Raw genomic sequence first — 14897 nt, 5'->3', positions numbered from 1 at the left:
GTCTGCCCGCAGGAGACGGTCCGCCCGGTCACAGTCCGGGGATCCCGTTTCGCCGCAGGTGCAGTTCGGAGCGGACGAGTTCGAGGAGACGGCCGGTCCAGTTGCGGCCGCGACCGGCGTTGTCGCCCCAGAAGGTCGAGTCCATGTCGTCGTAGATCAGGGTGGCGTCGTCCGTCGCCAGCAGGATCTCGGCCAGCTCGCGATGCTGGTCGTACTTGGCGCGGAGCAGGCCGGTCATGACGGCGGTGCGGACGTGCTCCCAGCCCTCACGGCGGGGTGCCGCGGCCGCGAGCTCGCGTGCCGCGTGAGCGGTGTCCGCCGCGGTGACCGCGCTGCTGATCTCCGGCCGCGCGACCGACAGGGCCCAGTAGGCATGGGCGACGGAGGGGTGGAGGACTTCCCCGACGGTGATGGGGGCGGGGTAGTCGTTGCGCAGTCCGCGGTGGCCGGGGTCGGCCACCGGCTTGTCTGGATACGACTGGTAGAGCTGGATCGCGGGGGCGTGCGGGGTTGCCGGTCCGTCCGCCGGGACGCGTGTGTCGTACTCCCGCTTCCAGTGGGCGCGCTCCTCGAAGTACGCGAGGGCCCGGTCGTGGTCCTCCTGGGAGACCGGCGGGTCGCCCGGCAGATAGGTCCGGCCCCCGGGCCCGGCCACCAGGACCCGCAGCGGCCAGTCCTTGCTGTCCATGTCGCCCAGCGCGTAGCGGCGCTGGGAAGCCGGGACGGCGAGGAACGCGGCTTCCGCCGCGGCTCGGTTCTCCTCGGTCCGGTCCGCGAGGAAGACGTCGACGGCGGCCAGAGCGCGTCCGGTCGAGTCCGGCCGTTTGTTCAACTGATCGATGGTGTCGCGGACTTCGGCGATGAGCAGTTCGGGGGTGAGCCAGCTCTGCGGCTCACTGAACTTCCAGCTCGCCAGTTCGTGCGCGGAGGCCTCGGCGCCGTCGGGGAGCGTGGTGGCCACCCAGCCGGTCCGCAGCTTCTCCTCGAACTCCTCGATCGTGACCAGGCCCCAGCAGTCGATGAGTCCGTCGGCGTAGATGAAGAGGTCGGTGAGGAAGTACCTGCCGTTGCGGATGAAGGCGTGCCGCCAGGTTCCGGGTATGCGGACGCCGTCCGCGATGCGATAGGTGATCCGTCTGCCGATCATCCCGCGATTGTGCCGCAGCGGCCGCCGGGCGGACCTTGATTTTTTCCGTCAGGGGCAGGGCGGGCAGCACGGGCGGCCCGCGCCCCGACGGTCTTGTCATCCGATAGTTTCCGATATATCGTTGACGCATCGCGACAGATCAACGATGGAAGGAGCGTAGCGATGCGTTCACACGGACATGGACACGAGCACGGGCCGGGGCACTGCGGGCCCGGTCATCACGGTCGAGGCGAGGGTGACGGCCGACGAGCCGCTTTCGGGCCGTTCGGGCCGCCCTTCGGTGGTGGTCCCTTCGGGGGCGGGCGTGGCCGGGGCGGCGGCGGTCGGGGGAGGGCGCGGCGCGGTGACGTGCGGGCGTCGATCCTGGCTCTGTTGAAGGACCGCCCGATGCACGGTTACGAGATGATCCAGGAGATCGGCGAGCGGAGCGGCGGGGCCTGGCGGCCCAGCCCGGGCTCGGTCTACCCGACGCTCCAGCTACTGGAGGACGAGGGGCTGATCGTCAGCGCCAGCGAGGGCGGCAAGAAGCTGTTCACGCTCACCGAATCCGGGCGGAGCGAGGCCGAGACCGGCCCCGAGGCTCCCTGGGAGGAGGCGGGGCGTGGTGTCGACTGGGAAGGCGTCAATGAGATCCGGCAGGCCGGATTCGGTCTGATGGAGGCGTTCGGGCAGGTCTGGAAGACCGGCTCCGCCGATCAGCGGCAGAAGGCGCTGACCGTCATCAATGACGCGCGCAAGAAGCTCTACCTGATCCTCGCCGACGAGCACTGATCCGTGCGCGGTATGCGGCGCGGCAGGCGGTACGTGAAGGGCCCCGCGGGAACGGATTCCCCGGGGCCCTTCGCGTACCGTTCGGGCGTGGGTCACGCAGTCGCGAGACCGCCGAGCTTGCGCAGCGACTCCTGGAGCGCCGCCGTCGCGGAGTCCGTGAGTTTGCCGCCCATCAGCGAGACCGCCGCGCCGGTGAACTCCCCGTCGATGCGTACCGTCGTGGCGTCGCCCTCCGGGGTCAGGGAATACCGCATCGCCAGATTGACCCCCATCGGGCCCTTGCCCCGGGTCGCCAGCAGACGGCCCTGCTCCAGGGCGTCGACCGTCCAGGTCACCTCGGCCGGGAAGCCCATGAGCTTCATGTTCTCCTCGTAGGCGGCCCCGAGCTTGAGCTCGGCCGGCCCGCCCCCGGGGAAGCTGGTGTGAGTGGCGTTCCACTCCCCGTACGACCCGTAGTCCGTGAGGTGGTCCCAGACCTTCCCCGCGGGTGCCTCGATCCGTGCCTCGGCGCTGACTTCAGCCATGCGACCACCCCTGGTTCGTCCGGTATCGGTTCGCGGAACGTAGCGGGGGCCGCACCAACATTCAATACTGATGAACCGTCAGATCTGCTGGGGCTGTCGGTGCCCGCCAGATCACCGCGGCGTCGAAGCGGTCCGACGCGCGGGGGTGGGGCCCGTCGTCGTGGCAGTGGAAGGCCGTCCAGAAGAGATCGGCGGGCAGGGCGTCGTCGGGTGCGTACACACGGTAGACGTACTGCAGCCCGTCCTGGGCGAGCAGGGCGACCATCCAGAACACCCGTTCCTCCCCTCCCGTCCCCGCTGTGTGCGTTGTGGCGTGAGGGACGTGCGCGCGGGGGTCCGCGGTTGCCGCGGGGGCGCGCGATGCAAGGCGGCGCGCGCCCCGGCGGTCGCATGGTTGCCTCCCCCGGCACGATCTCATCCGCAAGGATGACGGATCGCTCTACCGTCCCCAACTTCGGTGGGATGCTCAATGGGTCGCTCCGGCGATGCCTTCCAGCTCCGGGACTGATGGGGTAGAGAGGTGCAAAACCGGACGCCGCGGATCCCTGAGCAGCCCGCACCGAACCACCCCGAACTCGATGCCCGTTTCACCGACGAACTGGCAGCGGTGCTGACCGGTGCGCGCAGGCGTGCGCTGCGGGACGGGGACCGCCAGATCGACACCGCCCACCTTCTGCACTCGCTGATCGAGGCGGACCCCGAGGTCCGTGAGGCCTTCGACGGCGGGCCGCAGCTCGCCAGGGTGCTCGGCTATCTCGTCCAGCGCAGCATCGGTTACGGGCTCCGCTGGCAGGGCTCCGTCGAGGACTCCGGCGCCGTTCCCGTGGTGCGCGACCCGGCCGCCGACGGCTGGTCGCCCTCCGCGCTGGCCGCGCTGGACGACGCGCTGTACCGCGCGGCGGCGCGCGGCGAGGACCGGGCCGCCGGTCTCGACCTGCTCGCCGCGCTGGCCGCCGACGCCGAGTCGCGCGCGGTGGAAGTGCTCGCCCGCGGAGGCGTGGACGCCCGGTGGCTGGCCGACCGCGTCGCGGGGGTGCTCGCGGCCGAGGAGTCGCGGCGCGGCTGAGGTTCCGTGGTGCTCGCCCCCGAGGGCGTCGTCTCGACAGGTGTCACGAGGGTGACGGTGCTGTCGACTGCTGCCATGATGTGCCGATGCACGCGTCTTCGAGGTTTCAGGGCAGAAGCGCAGGGCTGGGACTCGCCCTGCTCTCCGCCTTTGCGTTCGGCGGTTCCGGAGTGGCGGCCAAGCCGCTGATCGAGGCGGGCCTCGACCCGCTGCACGTGGTCTGGCTCCGCGTCGCGGGCGCCGCCCTCATCATGCTGCCGGTCGCCTGGCGCCACCGGAACCTCGTACGCGAACGCCCCGCCCTGCTCGCCGGGTTCGGCCTCTTCGCGGTGGCCGGGGTCCAGGCGTTCTACTTCGCCTCGATCTCCCGTATCCCGGTCGGGGTGGCGCTCCTGGTCGAATATCTCGCGCCCGCGCTGGTCCTCGGCTGGGTCCGCTTCGTGCAGCGCAGGCCCGTCACCCGGGCCGCCGCCGTCGGTGTGGTGCTGGCCGTCGGCGGACTCGCGTGTGTCGTCGAGGTCTGGGCCGGGCTCAGCTTCGATCTCCTCGGACTGCTGCTCGCCCTCGGCGCCGCCTGTTGCCAGGTGGGGTACTTCGTCCTGTCCGACCGCGGCGGGCAGGACGGCCGGTCCGGTGACGGCGCCGAACCCCCGCACCCCGTCGGCGTCATCGCGTACGGACTGATCGTCGGCGCGGCCGTCCTCACGGTCGTGGCCCGCCCCTGGGGCATGGACTGGGCGCTGCTCGGCGGCAGCGCGGGCATGAACGGCGACGAGGTCCCCGCCTGGCTGCTGCTCGGCTGGATCGTGCTGCTCGCCACGGTCCTCGCGTACGCCACCGGGGTCGTCTCGGTCCGGATGCTCTCGCCGCAGGTGGCCGGGGTCGTCGCCTGCCTCGAAGCGGTCATCGCCACCGGGCTGGCCTGGGTGCTCCTCGGCGAGCACCTCTCCGCGCCGCAGCTCATCGGCGGATTCGTCGTGCTGACCGGTGCGTTCATCGCCCAGTCCGCCGCCCCGAAGCCCCCCTCGGGTCCGGTCGCCGCCGGGGCCGGCACCGGAGCGGTCGCCGGGCCGGTCGAGGACGAGTTGTCCCACGGCCGGGCCCCGCATTAGTGTGCCGACCATGCATCTCACCGTGCTGCCGCCGCCTGCCGCCTAGCGCGCGCGGCCACTCCTGACGAAGACCGGGCTCGGGCAGTCCCCGAGCGGTTCGTCGCTGCCCGCGTGCGGAGCCGAGCGACCTGTCGAAATCCTGTCTTCCGCTGGAGAAGTCACATGTCCTTCCCTGTCCCGTCCGCGCTGCCCGTCGGGCGGAGCCTGCTGTATCTCGTCATCGCCGGAGTCGCCTGGGGCACCGCCGGCGCGGCCGCGTCCCTGATCTTCCGGGTCAGCGATCTCGGCCCCCTCGCCCTGTCCTTCTGGCGCTGCGCGGGCGGTCTCGTCCTGCTCGCCGGGGCGCTCGCGCTGCGTCCCCGCCGTACGCCCCGGGAACCCGAGCCCAGGCGACGCCGGCTGCTCCGCATCCTCGGCACCGGCATCGGGCTCACCGTGTTCCAGAGCGCGTACTTCGCCGCGGTCGAGGTCACCGGACTCGCCGTCGGCACCATCGTCACGCTCGGAGCCGGGCCCGTCCTCATCGCCGTCGGGGCGCGTGTGCTGCTGGGCGAGCGCCTCGGCCTGGGCGGACTGGCTGCCGTTGCCGGGGCGTTGACCGGGCTCGCCGTGCTGGTCCTGGGCGGCGAGGGCTGTGACGTCGTACCGGCCGGGGTGCTGCTCGCGCTGCTGTCCGCCTCCGGGTACGCGGCGATCACCCTGCTCACCCGGTGGCTCGGGCGCGACGGCGGCGGCGGTGACGCGCTGACCACCAGCGCCTGGGCGTTCGCCATCGGAGCGGTGGGCCTGCTGCCCATGGCCCTGGCCGAGGGGCTGGTCCCGCACACCGCCGAGACCGGGCAGGTGCTGTGGCTGATCGTCTACGTGGCGGCGGTCCCCACCGCCCTCGCCTACGCGCTGTACTTCGCCGGAGCGGCCGCCGTCCGCGCGGCCACCGTCTCCGTGATCATGCTCCTGGAACCGGTGAGCGCGGCCGTCATCGCGGTGACCGTCCTGCGCGAGCGGCTGACGGCGGCCACGGTCCTCGGCACGCTGCTTCTGCTGGCCGCCGTGGCCGGACTGGCCCTCGCCGAAGCGCGTGGCGCGGCGGTCGCCCGCCGGAAGGAGCCCGTGGCTGTGTGACGGGCCCGGCCGGAGCCGGATGACGTCGGCGGAGGCCTCCGCTCCGTTGCGGTCGGCCTCCGTCGTCGTCAGAGCGCCGACAGGTAGTCCGGTACGTCGATGGCCGGGTCCAGGTCGTCCGCCGGGACCGGCGGGGCGTAGCCCCGGGTGAGCGGGACGATGCCGGTCCAGTGCGGGAGGGTGCCGTCCTCGGGCTCGTCGTTGGGGCCGCCGGTGCGGACCTTCGCGGAGACCTCGTTCAGGTCCAGCCGGATCACCGCGGTCGCGGCCAGCTCCTTGCCGTTGGCGGGGCGGGAGTCCTGGGAGCGGCCGGGCACCACCTGGTCCACGATCGCGTCCAGGGCGAGCCGCAGCTCCTCGGGGTCGGTCACCGTCACGGCCGTGCCGTGCACCACCACCGAGCGGTAGTTCATCGAGTGGTGGAAGGCGGACCGGGCCAGCACGAGGGCGTCGACATGGGTGACCGTCAGGCAGACCGGCAGCCCCGGGTCCGTGGTCTTCGCCGCCCGCAGCGGTCGCGAGCCCGTCGAGCCGTGGACGTACAGGCTCTCGCCTATCCGGCCGAAGAGGGTCGGCAGGACGACCGGGGCGCCGTCCCGCACGAAGCCCAGATGGCAGAGGTAGGCCTCGTCGAGGATCGAGTGCACCAGCTCCCGGTCGTAGGAGGCGCGGTCCCTGGACCGGGTGGGGACCGTGCGGTCGGTGGGCAGGTAGGGGGCGGCCACGCCGGATTCCGGGGCGTCGGAAGCCGTGCCTTCGGGCGCTGCGGTGTGCTGCATGGCGATCTCCGTTGTACTAGTGCATAATGTTGTTTGTGCTAGGAGAGTATCGGATCAGTGGGCGGCGTGCATCGGAGATTGCCGCCAGCGTCGAGCGCGGGGTCGGCTCCGGAGACCTTCCGCCGGGCCATGTGCTGCCGCCCATGCGGGAGTTGGCCGCGCGTCTGGAGGTCAACCCCAACACCGTGGCGGCCGCCTACCGGACGCTGCGCGAGCGCGGGGTGATCGAGACGGCGGGCCGCCGGGGGAGCCGGGTGCGGGCCGCCCCGGCCAGCACCTCGCGCGGCTCCCTGCGGATCGAGGCGCCGCCGGGCGTCCGGGACCTCGGTGAGGGCAATCCCGATCCGGAGCTGCTGCCCGACCTCGGACCGGCGCTCGCCGCGGCCGCCGCCGCCGATGCGGAGAGCCACGGTCTGTACGGGCAGGCCCCCGTGGTCCCGGAGTTCGCCGCGTACGCCCGCGCCGCGCTGGACGCCGACGGGGTCCCCGCCGGGCCGGTCGCCGTGACCTCCGGTGCCCTGGACGCGATCGAGCGGGCTCTCGCGGCGCACCTCAGGCCGGGCGACACGGTGGCCGTGGAGGACCCGGGCTGGGGCAGCGTGCTCGATCTCGTACCGGCGCTCGGACTCCGTGCCGTACCGGTCGGGGTGGACGACTCCGGGCCACTGGCCGCGGATGTGGAGCGGGCGCTGCGGTCCGGGGCGCGGGCCCTCGTCGTCACGTGCCGCGCGCAGAACCCGACCGGCGCGTCGGTGGACGCCCGGCGCGCCCGGGAGCTGCGCGCGGTCCTCGCCCGCCATCCGGACGTGCTGCTGATCGAGGACGACCACGGGCACGCCATCGTCGACCTGCCGCTGCACCCGCTGGCCGGGGCGACGGTCCACTGGGCGTTCATCCGCTCGGCTGCCAAGGCGTACGGCCCGGACCTGCGGGTCGCCACGCTCACCGGGGACGCCGTCACCGTCGACCGGGTGGAGGGGCGGCAGCGGCTCGGGCCCGGCTGGGTCAGCCGGCTGCTCCAGCGCGCCGTGCTCCACCTGTGGACCTCGGGGGCCGTCGACACCGGTACGGTCGCCCGGTCCTACGGTGACCGGCGGGACGCGCTCATCCAGGCGCTGGCGGAACGCGGTGTCAGCGCCCGGGGCCGCAGCGGGATGAACGTGTGGGTGCCCGTGAGCGACGAGACCGGGGCGGTCGCCCGGCTGCTCCACGCGGGCTGGGCGGCCGCCCCGGGCGCCCGCTTCCGGCTGGACACGCCCCAGGCGGTCCGGCTCACCGTCTCCCCGCTGACCGCGGCGGACATCGGGCCCCTGGCGGACGCGGTGGCCGCCGCGGCGGGGCCCGCGCGACCGGTCAGTTACGGCTGAGGCGGGCGGGGGCCGTGTCCGGCGGCCTCGACCGGAGGCGATCCCGGGGCCGGAGCGGCGGGCAGGCTGCCCTCCGGGGTGGGAGCGGGGGTCGGGATCGGGGCGGTGGCGGGGGTCCGGCGGGGGCGGCTCTGGGTGAGGGCCGCCCCGACGAGGACGACCAGTGCCCCGACCGGAGTGTTCCAGCTCAGCTGTTCGCCGAGCAGCGCGACGCCCGCCGCCGTCGCGATCACCGGGATGAAGTACGTGACCATCTGCGCCGTCGTCGGGCCGACTTCCTGGACCAGGCCGTACTGGAGCAGCACCGCGAGGCCCGTGCCCAGCGCCCCCAGGGCGAGGACGGAGAGCGTGGGAAGAAGCGGGAAGGAGGTGGGGGCGGAGGTGAACAGCGGTGTCACCACGGCCAGTTGCACCGTGGCAAGGCACAGCTGACTGCCTGTCAGCGCCAGTGTCGACGAGCCGGTCCCGGCCAGCGTGCGGCGGACGTAGATCCAGCCGACCGGATAGCAGAACGAGGCGAGCAGGGCCATGCCCGTGCCCGGCAGATCCAGGCCGGAGAAGCCCTGCCAGGCGCCCAGCACCGTGAGGACGCCGAGGAAGCCCACGCCCAGGCCGGCCACCCGGCGGCGGGTCGGGCGGTCCTCGGACAGGGCGACCACCGACAGCGCCATGCCCCACAACGGCGAGGTCGCGTTGCAGATCCCGGCCAGCGTCGAGGGGATCGTCAGTTCCGCGTAGGAGAAGAGGGAGAACGGCAGCGCGTTGAGGAGCAGCGCCGCGACCGTGAGGTGCCCCCAGGTCCGGGCCGAACGCGGCAGCCGCTCCCGGCGCATCACCATGGCGGCGACCAGCACCGCCGTACCGGCCAGCAGGCGGCCGAAGGTGACCTGGAACGGGGCGTACCCCTCGGTCCCGACCTTGATCAGCAGAAAGCTGAACCCCCAGATGAGCGAGAGCCCCGCGAACCGGATCCGCCAGTCGAGAGCCGGCCGCCGGGCGGCCGGGGCCGACGCCGATGCCGTGGTCGTCGCCGACGGCACGGGCGGGACGGGAGGGGCTGACGCCGGGGCCGTGGCCCTCGGCTCGCAGGGAGCGCTCATGAGGTCCAGCTTGGCGGCGACAATGTCGTAGGACAAGCGAATCTTTCTGCGGTGGATCGCGTAGCATCACTTATATGTTGAACCTGGAGCGGCTGCGTACCCTGGACGCCCTCGCCCGGCACGGCTCGGTGAGCGGGGCGGCCGACGGGCTGCACGTCACGACGTCGGCGGTCTCGCAGCAGATGGCCAAGCTGGAGCGCGAGGTGGGGCAGCGGCTGCTCGCCAAGAACGGCCGCGGTGTCCGCCTCACCGACGCCGGCCGGCTGCTCGCGGACCACGCCGCGCGGATCCTGTCGCAGGTGGAGCTCGCCCAGTCCGACATCGAGGCCCAGCGGGGCGAGGTCGTCGGCGAGGTGCGGATCTGCGCCTTCCCGACCGCGGCCCGGGGGCTGTTCCCCGCGACGCTCACCTCCCTGCGCGCGGACCACCCCGATCTCACCGTCCGTACCAGGGAGCTGGAGCCCGAACAGGGGCTGCGCGCGGTGTTCCGCGGAGACGTCGACCTAGCCGTCGTGCTCGACTGGAGCAACAAGCGGCTGCCCGTGCCCGGGGGGCTGACCAAGGCCGAACTCCTCGACGACGCACCGGACATCGCCATGCCTGCCGGGCATCCGCTGGCGGACCGCGACGAGGTGGACCTGGAGGACTTCGCGGACGATCCGTGGGTGTCCTGGCCCGAGGGCGAATTCTGTTACGACTGGCTGATGTTCACCCTCCGCTCCCGGGGCATCGAGCCGCGCATCGCCCACCTGGCCGGTGAGCATCACACGCAACTCGCCCTGATCGCGGCCGGTTTCGGCGTCTGCGTGGCTCCGCGGCTGGGGCGCGGTCCGGTGCCCGACGGGGTGCGGCTCGTCCCGGTGCGACAGACGATGCGGCGGCATGTCCACGTGGTCTGGCGCACGGACGCGGACCGCCGCCCGTCGGTCAGGGCCGCCGTGACGGCGCTGCGTGCGGCGGGGGCGGGCGTGGCGGCCGCAGGCGGGTGAGCCTCTGAGAGGCAGCCCGAAGGGCGGCGGCCCCCGGGTTCAGGTGAGACCGGCGAGCTTGCGGAAGTCCCAGGAGGTGATCTTCTCCGGGGTGAGCCGCAGCCAGGCGTGCCGTCCGTCGTGCGGCATCTCCGTGATGCCGAAGTACTTCACGGGGAACAGCCGCTCCGGCTGCACCAGTTCGGGGCAGGGTTCGCCCGTGCGGGGCGCCTCGCCGACGAACTCCGCCCGGCCGGTGAGCTCCACGCCGCGCAGCTCCTCGTACCCTTCGCCGTCGTCCACGACCACGGCGATCCTGGGATCCTTGCGCAGCTGCGACCAGCGCAGGCTGCGCGTGATGGAGTACAGCCAGAGCGAGCCGCCGTCCCAGACGAACCACAGCGCGCCGATGTGCGGAGCGCCGTCCGGGCCGAGGGTCGCCACCCGGCAGGTGCGCTGTTCGCCGAGATACGTGTCCCGCTCCTCGGGCGTCATCATGATCCGGCGGCCTCGTCGCTGGGTGTCGGTCATGGCCGCCCTCTCCTCGAAGTCCATGGTGCTGACTGGGTGTCAGAAATCATGGACGCTCTTCCTTCATGACGCAATGGCCGCTACTCTCGCGCGCCCGGTCCGTCCACGGGACCCGCCCCGGAGACACAGGAGAGGAGTGCCCGTGCCGTCGAGGGAATCGCACGAGCGGCTCACCGCTCTGCTCGACCCCGCCACCACCGTTCTTCTGACCGTCGAATGCCAGCAGGGCGTCGTGGGCCCGGACAGCGCCCTGCCCGAACTCGCCGCCGCCGCACGCTCGTCGGGCGCGCTGGCCAACGTCGCCCGCCTCGTCACCGCCGCCCACGAGGCCGGCGTCCAGGTCATGCACGCGGTCGCCGAGAGCCGGCCCGACGGACGCGGCGGCAACCGCAACGCCCGGCTCTTCCGCGCCGCCGCCCGGCTGCCCGTCCAACAGCACTCCGGCAGCACCGCCGTCCGGGTCGCGCCTCCCATCGAGGTCGCCGACGAGGACCTCGTCGTCCGCCGGCTGCACGGACTCTCGCCCCTGGCCGGCACCGACGTCGACCCGCTGCTGCGCAACCTCGGCTGCCGCACGCTCGTCGTCACCGGCGTCTCGGCCAACATCGCCATCCCCAACGCCGTCTTCGACGCGGTCAACCTCGGCTACACGGCCGTCGTCCCGGCCGACGCCATCGCGGGGGTGCCCGCCGAATACACCCCCGCCATGGTCCGCAACACCCTGGCCCTGGTCGCCACCGTCACCACCACGGACGCGGTCCTCGGCGGCTGGAAGCGGCCCCGCAGACAGGGGGCGGCGGTTACGCCAGCCTGATCGAGTCGCCCTCGACGGTGATCTCACGGGCGGGCAGCGGCTGCGTGGCGGGCCCGCCGGTCGGGCTGCCCGTGGCGGCGTCGAAGGTGGAGTTGTGGCAGGGGCAGGTGATCGTCCCGGCCGAGACGTCCTTGACCGCGCAGCCCTGGTGGGTGCACGTGGACGAGAACGCTTTGAACTCGCCCGGTTTCGGCTGGGTCACCACGACTTTCTGTTGCGCGAAGACCTTTCCGCCCCCTTCCGGAATGTCGGCGGTGGCGGCGAGCACCGCACCGCCGCCCTGCTGTTCGCCCCCGCTCCCGGGCTGCTCGACCGCGTCGGAGCCTCCCTTGTCGTCCGATCCGCCGCCGCACGCGGTGAGGGCGGCAGCCGCTCCGGCCGCTCCCACCGCGGCGACGACCGTGCGGCGTCCGAGGAGGCTCCGGTGCTCCTGCGTTGCGCTCATCGCGGCATTCCCTTCGTCGGTGTCCCCGTCTCGGGCACGTCGGTCAGAGGTACGTGCCCTGAGACCGCGATGTTCACGCCGACGACCGCGCCGTAAGCCGGTGGCCCGGCCCGTCAGGCCTTACGGAGGCGGGCGATGATCCCGTCCACATCCCGCCGGAACAGATCGGGGCGGACGAAGTGGCCGCCGGGCACCTCGTGCCACTCGTGCGGAATCCCCGCCGCGCCGAGACTGCCCCGGAACTCCCGCTGGCCGGCCAGGACTTGTGTCTCGTTGACCGTGTCGAACCAGTTGACCGGGTCGGGGCTGGTGCCCGCCGCCAGGAACACCCGCTTGTTCCGGTAGCTCTCGACGCGCTGCACCGGATTGTCGGCGCTGACCCGCGCCTCGTCCCACAGCGGCGCCCCGTAGACCGTGCCGCCGCCCAACTCCACGGCAGCGGAGGAGAGGTTGGCCCAGTGGGTGACGAGTCCGGCGTCACGGCGCAGGCTGGCCGGGCCGGAGTGGGAGCTGACCGAGGCGAAGTGCCCGTAGTACTTGGCCGCGTACTTCAGCGCGCCGAACCCGCCCATCGAGAAGCCGGAGACGGCCCTGCCGTCGTACTCCGCGTACGTACGGAAGTTGGCGTCCACCCACGGGAGCAGCTGGGCGATGTGGAACGTCTCCCAGTTGCGGGGGCCGACGTTGGAGGCGACCGGGTTGGAGTACCAGCCCGCCGCACCGCCGTCCGGCATCACGACGATGAGCGGCTTTCCGGCGGTCCAGTCGCGGATGCCCATCCGGTCGAAGGTGATGAAGTCCTGCCCGGTGCCGCCTCCGTGGAACAGGTACAGGACCGGATACCTGCGCCCGCCGGTGTGGTAGCCGTCCGGCAGCAGGACGTTGACGCCGGGGTTCCAGCCGATCGCGTCGGTCGCGAAGCGGAAGTAGCGCATACGGGGATCGCGCTCGTCGCGGTCCACGATGCGCAGACCGAAGCCGTCGCCCACCGCATGGGCGGCGGACGCCGACGCCAGGACGCCTCCCGCGCCCAGTGCCGTGGTCGCGGTGATTCCGGCGGCGGCCTTCAGGACGCCTCTGCGGGTGGGCCGTCGGGTGCTCAACGTGACCTCCTGGTCAGGGGAGTGGGAGTGCGGGACGTGGGGTGCGGAGCCGTCAGGCGGAGTAGCCCTTCGGTGGGATCAGCGTGGCCAGCTGGTCGAAGGAGATCCAGTAGATCTGGTTGCCGCCGAAGGACGCCGGGTCCGCGATGAGGACCGTGCGGTCGACCGCGTCGTAGCCGAAGACGGTGAAGTAGTGGTAGATCGTCTGGTCCGGCGGGTAACCGGGCGGCTGGTTGCCGGGCGGGGCGACGATGTTGGCGACCAGCGGATAGTTGCGGTCGATGTCGAACACGATGTCGTGCCACAGGAGGTCCCGCTGCGCCTGGGTGGGCGGGTCGTTCGGCATCTCCTTGGTCTCGTACCAGCCCCCGCCGAGACGGGCGTTGAGCACGGCGGTGACCTGGCCGATGTGGTCGGTGCCCGCCTCCGTCGTGCCGAGCTGCGCCGCCAGCTCGCCCTGGCTCGGCGCGGCGGTGCGGGCGGAGAGCGCGATGCGGGTCGCGGCGGGACCGCACCAGTAGCCGGTCTGCTGGACCTGGTAGTCGATCTCCAGCCAGCGGGCGGCGCTCGTCCGCCCGGCGTCGACGCGCAGTTCCGTTCCCGGCTCGTTGTATCCCGAGGCGAGGGCGGTGCCGGCCGTCGAGTCGTGGGCCCGCACGTCCACGACCGGGACGGCGGGGCCGGGGGCGGCCTGAGCGGTGCCGGGGAGCAGAAGGGCTCCGAGGGTCAGTGCTGCGATCACACCGGGGACAAGTCTCGCGCGCATGAGGGCTCCTGTGGGGGACGGGGCCGTACGGGAACGTCGCCGTGCGAGGACGGGAGGATGGGGCCGTCCGGCCGGGCGGTGCGGTGACAGGGGACAGCGTGATGGCCCGGCGGCGACGGGCACAAGCGCTGTAAGTCCAGGCTTACGGGCGCGGGTTGACGCCGGGTCCGCGTCCCGCTCGGCGGTCCTCGGCGGCCAGCAGCGCCCGTCCCTCGGCGGTCGCGACGTGAAAGGCGCGGCCGGCCGTGCGGACGGTGGTGGTCAGCCCCGCACCGCGCAGGACGTTCATGTGCTGGCTGACGGCCGGGTGGGTCACCTGGAGCATCCGGGCCGCCTCCACGGTCGAGCATCCGCTACGGGCGGCTCGCAGCAGATCGGCGCGGGTCTGCCCGAGGAGGCGGCCGAGAGGGCTCCGGCCGGTCGCCGGTTCCGTCGAGCCCGCGGTGTCCGCCCAGTCGGCCGCGTGCTGGACCGGATGCACCAGGACGGGCGGCAGATCACTGTCCGCCAGGGTGGTCGGGGTGGGCCAGCAGAAGAACGACGGCTGGAGCACCAGGCCCCGCCCGTTCAGCCGCAGGTGCTGGTCGACCGGGTAGGTGACCTCCAGCACGGGCGGCCGCCAGCGGACGTCGGGCCCGAGACCGGCCAGCAGCGCCTCGGTGCCGCCGTCCATCAACTGCCGTGTCCGCAGCGCCCGGTCGGCCTCCAGCGCCACGCGGACATGCCGCCAGTGCGGTACGAGCGCCTCCGCCTGGTAGGCGTGGAGCGCCTTGCCCAGCCGTGCGAGCGCGTCCGGGTCTCCCTCGGCCAGAGCGGCGGCCCAGCCGGGCAGCCGCCTCGTCCCGGCCAGCCGGGTCAGCTCCGCCCGCAGCCTCGGCCGCGGCGTACCGAGCAGGGTGTCGACGGCGGCCCCGAGCGTGGTGCGGTCGCCGGAGGTGGGGGTGAGGAAGTCGGGGGAGTACCCATGAGGCGGCAGGAGCGGGGAGAGCAGCCGGCGGCTCTCCGGGAGCCGGGGCCGCACCCAGCGCCGCCAGGCGCCGAACACCCGCTCCCCGTCCGTCCGTTGCAGGGTCTGCACGCTGTTGGTGATCTCCCACAGGAAGTCCGGCCCCGGCGCGACCCTGACCCGCGTCAGGTCCTCGGGGGTGAAGTGGATCCGCAGCATGGACGCTCCATGGGAAGGCGGGCCGGGCGACCGCACACGCGGCCCGTTCGGCTGCACGCGCCTGCGGCCCGGCGGGCTGCCGACCGTGCGCGAACACCGGCGGGGAACGGAGGACCA

General features: G+C 73.0%; 17 protein-coding genes. 7 read left to right on the top strand and 10 right to left on the bottom strand.

Features of this window, described 5'->3' with window-relative positions; genetic code table 11:
* Positions 1-28: 28 nt before the first annotated feature.
* Complete coding sequence (locus tag IE134_RS14165) at positions 29-1147, bottom strand: NADAR family protein (protein WP_098895541.1); 1119 nt, start codon at positions 1145-1147, stop codon at positions 29-31.
* A gap of 162 nt (positions 1148-1309) precedes the next feature.
* Here IE134_RS14165 and IE134_RS14160 point away from each other — a divergent pair, with 162 nt between their 5' ends.
* Positions 1310-1918, top strand: coding sequence for a PadR family transcriptional regulator (locus IE134_RS14160; RefSeq protein ID WP_073824656.1), 609 nt, complete (start codon positions 1310-1312; stop codon positions 1916-1918).
* A 92-nt stretch (positions 1919-2010) separates the two neighbouring features.
* On the opposite strand, the gene IE134_RS14155 is transcribed toward IE134_RS14160, so the two are convergent.
* Together IE134_RS14155 and IE134_RS14150 are read right to left on the bottom strand one after the other, a co-directional pair.
* Entirely contained in the window at positions 2011-2442 is a 432-nt protein-coding gene (locus tag IE134_RS14155; RefSeq protein ID WP_097971011.1) for a type II toxin-antitoxin system Rv0910 family toxin, read from the bottom strand.
* 61 nt (positions 2443-2503) lie between these two features.
* Positions 2504-2716: a hypothetical protein gene (locus IE134_RS14150; protein WP_030713715.1), complete on the bottom strand. Its 213-nt coding sequence runs from the start codon at positions 2714-2716 to the stop codon at positions 2504-2506.
* 246 nt (positions 2717-2962) lie between these two features.
* Between IE134_RS14150 and IE134_RS14145 the strand changes: the two genes are divergently transcribed.
* The 3 genes from IE134_RS14145 (at position 2963) to IE134_RS14135 (ending at position 5742) form a co-directional block, all read left to right on the top strand.
* Positions 2963-3508: a Clp protease N-terminal domain-containing protein gene (locus IE134_RS14145; protein WP_030713718.1), complete on the top strand. Its 546-nt coding sequence runs from the start codon at positions 2963-2965 to the stop codon at positions 3506-3508.
* A gap of 86 nt (positions 3509-3594) precedes the next feature.
* The gene (locus IE134_RS14140; RefSeq protein WP_189430654.1) at positions 3595-4620 is read left to right on the top strand and encodes an EamA family transporter; all 1026 of its coding nucleotides are present in this window, start codon (positions 3595-3597) and stop codon (positions 4618-4620) included.
* Positions 4621-4782: 162 nt separating this feature from the next.
* On the top strand, positions 4783-5742 hold the full coding sequence (locus tag IE134_RS14135) for a DMT family transporter (RefSeq protein WP_189430653.1): 960 nt from the start codon (positions 4783-4785) through the stop codon (positions 5740-5742).
* A 68-nt stretch (positions 5743-5810) separates the two neighbouring features.
* On the opposite strand, the gene IE134_RS14130 is transcribed toward IE134_RS14135, so the two are convergent.
* Entirely contained in the window at positions 5811-6521 is a 711-nt protein-coding gene (locus IE134_RS14130) for a pyridoxamine 5'-phosphate oxidase family protein (protein ID WP_030713724.1), read from the bottom strand.
* 35 nt (positions 6522-6556) lie between these two features.
* Between IE134_RS14130 and IE134_RS14125 the strand changes: the two genes are divergently transcribed.
* Positions 6557-7888 carry an aminotransferase class I/II-fold pyridoxal phosphate-dependent enzyme gene (locus IE134_RS14125; RefSeq protein ID WP_030713726.1) on the top strand — a complete coding sequence of 444 codons (1332 nt, stop codon included), beginning with the start codon at positions 6557-6559 and terminating at the stop codon, positions 7886-7888.
* Here the strand turns inward: IE134_RS14125 and IE134_RS14120 are convergent.
* Positions 7879-8988 carry a DMT family transporter gene (locus tag IE134_RS14120; RefSeq protein WP_189430686.1) on the bottom strand — a complete coding sequence of 370 codons (1110 nt, stop codon included), beginning with the start codon at positions 8986-8988 and terminating at the stop codon, positions 7879-7881. The two genes, IE134_RS14125 and IE134_RS14120, sit on opposite strands and share 10 nt — an antisense overlap.
* A gap of 74 nt (positions 8989-9062) precedes the next feature.
* On the opposite strand from IE134_RS14120, the gene IE134_RS14115 reads away from it, so the two are divergent.
* A complete protein-coding gene (locus tag IE134_RS14115) occupies positions 9063-9977 on the top strand; it encodes a LysR family transcriptional regulator (RefSeq protein ID WP_030713733.1) in 915 nt (304 codons plus the stop codon).
* 39 nt (positions 9978-10016) lie between these two features.
* Here the strand turns inward: IE134_RS14115 and IE134_RS14110 are convergent, their stop codons facing one another.
* Positions 10017-10487 carry a pyridoxamine 5'-phosphate oxidase family protein gene (locus IE134_RS14110; protein ID WP_097886756.1) on the bottom strand — a complete coding sequence of 157 codons (471 nt, stop codon included), beginning with the start codon at positions 10485-10487 and terminating at the stop codon, positions 10017-10019.
* 142 nt (positions 10488-10629) lie between these two features.
* On the opposite strand from IE134_RS14110, the gene IE134_RS14105 reads away from it, so the two are divergent.
* Positions 10630-11301 (top strand): cysteine hydrolase family protein, encoded by a 672-nt coding sequence (locus IE134_RS14105; protein WP_126931949.1) that lies wholly within the window; start codon positions 10630-10632, stop codon positions 11299-11301.
* On the opposite strand, the gene IE134_RS14100 is transcribed toward IE134_RS14105, so the two are convergent.
* From IE134_RS14100 to IE134_RS14085, 4 genes are all read right to left on the bottom strand, one after another.
* Positions 11288-11746, bottom strand: coding sequence for a Rieske (2Fe-2S) protein (locus tag IE134_RS14100; protein WP_030713743.1), 459 nt, complete (start codon positions 11744-11746; stop codon positions 11288-11290). The two genes, IE134_RS14105 and IE134_RS14100, sit on opposite strands and share 14 nt — an antisense overlap.
* Positions 11747-11859: 113 nt before the next feature.
* Positions 11860-12849 carry an alpha/beta hydrolase gene (locus tag IE134_RS14095; RefSeq protein ID WP_126931950.1) on the bottom strand — a complete coding sequence of 330 codons (990 nt, stop codon included), beginning with the start codon at positions 12847-12849 and terminating at the stop codon, positions 11860-11862.
* A 52-nt stretch (positions 12850-12901) separates the two neighbouring features.
* Positions 12902-13615, bottom strand: coding sequence for a C39 family peptidase (locus tag IE134_RS14090; protein WP_030714107.1), 714 nt, complete (start codon positions 13613-13615; stop codon positions 12902-12904).
* 142 nt (positions 13616-13757) lie between these two features.
* Positions 13758-14780 carry a helix-turn-helix domain-containing ATP-binding protein gene (locus tag IE134_RS14085; protein WP_126931951.1) on the bottom strand — a complete coding sequence of 341 codons (1023 nt, stop codon included), beginning with the start codon at positions 14778-14780 and terminating at the stop codon, positions 13758-13760.
* Positions 14781-14897: the final 117 nt, after the last annotated feature.

This window comes from Streptomyces rubiginosohelvolus (assembly GCF_014649875.1).
In the GTDB taxonomy this organism is placed as follows: Bacteria; Actinomycetota; Actinomycetes; order Streptomycetales; family Streptomycetaceae; genus Streptomyces; species Streptomyces rubiginosohelvolus.
Note: the sequence above shows the minus strand (reverse complement) of the source record. Positions and strands in the feature narration are given on the sequence as shown.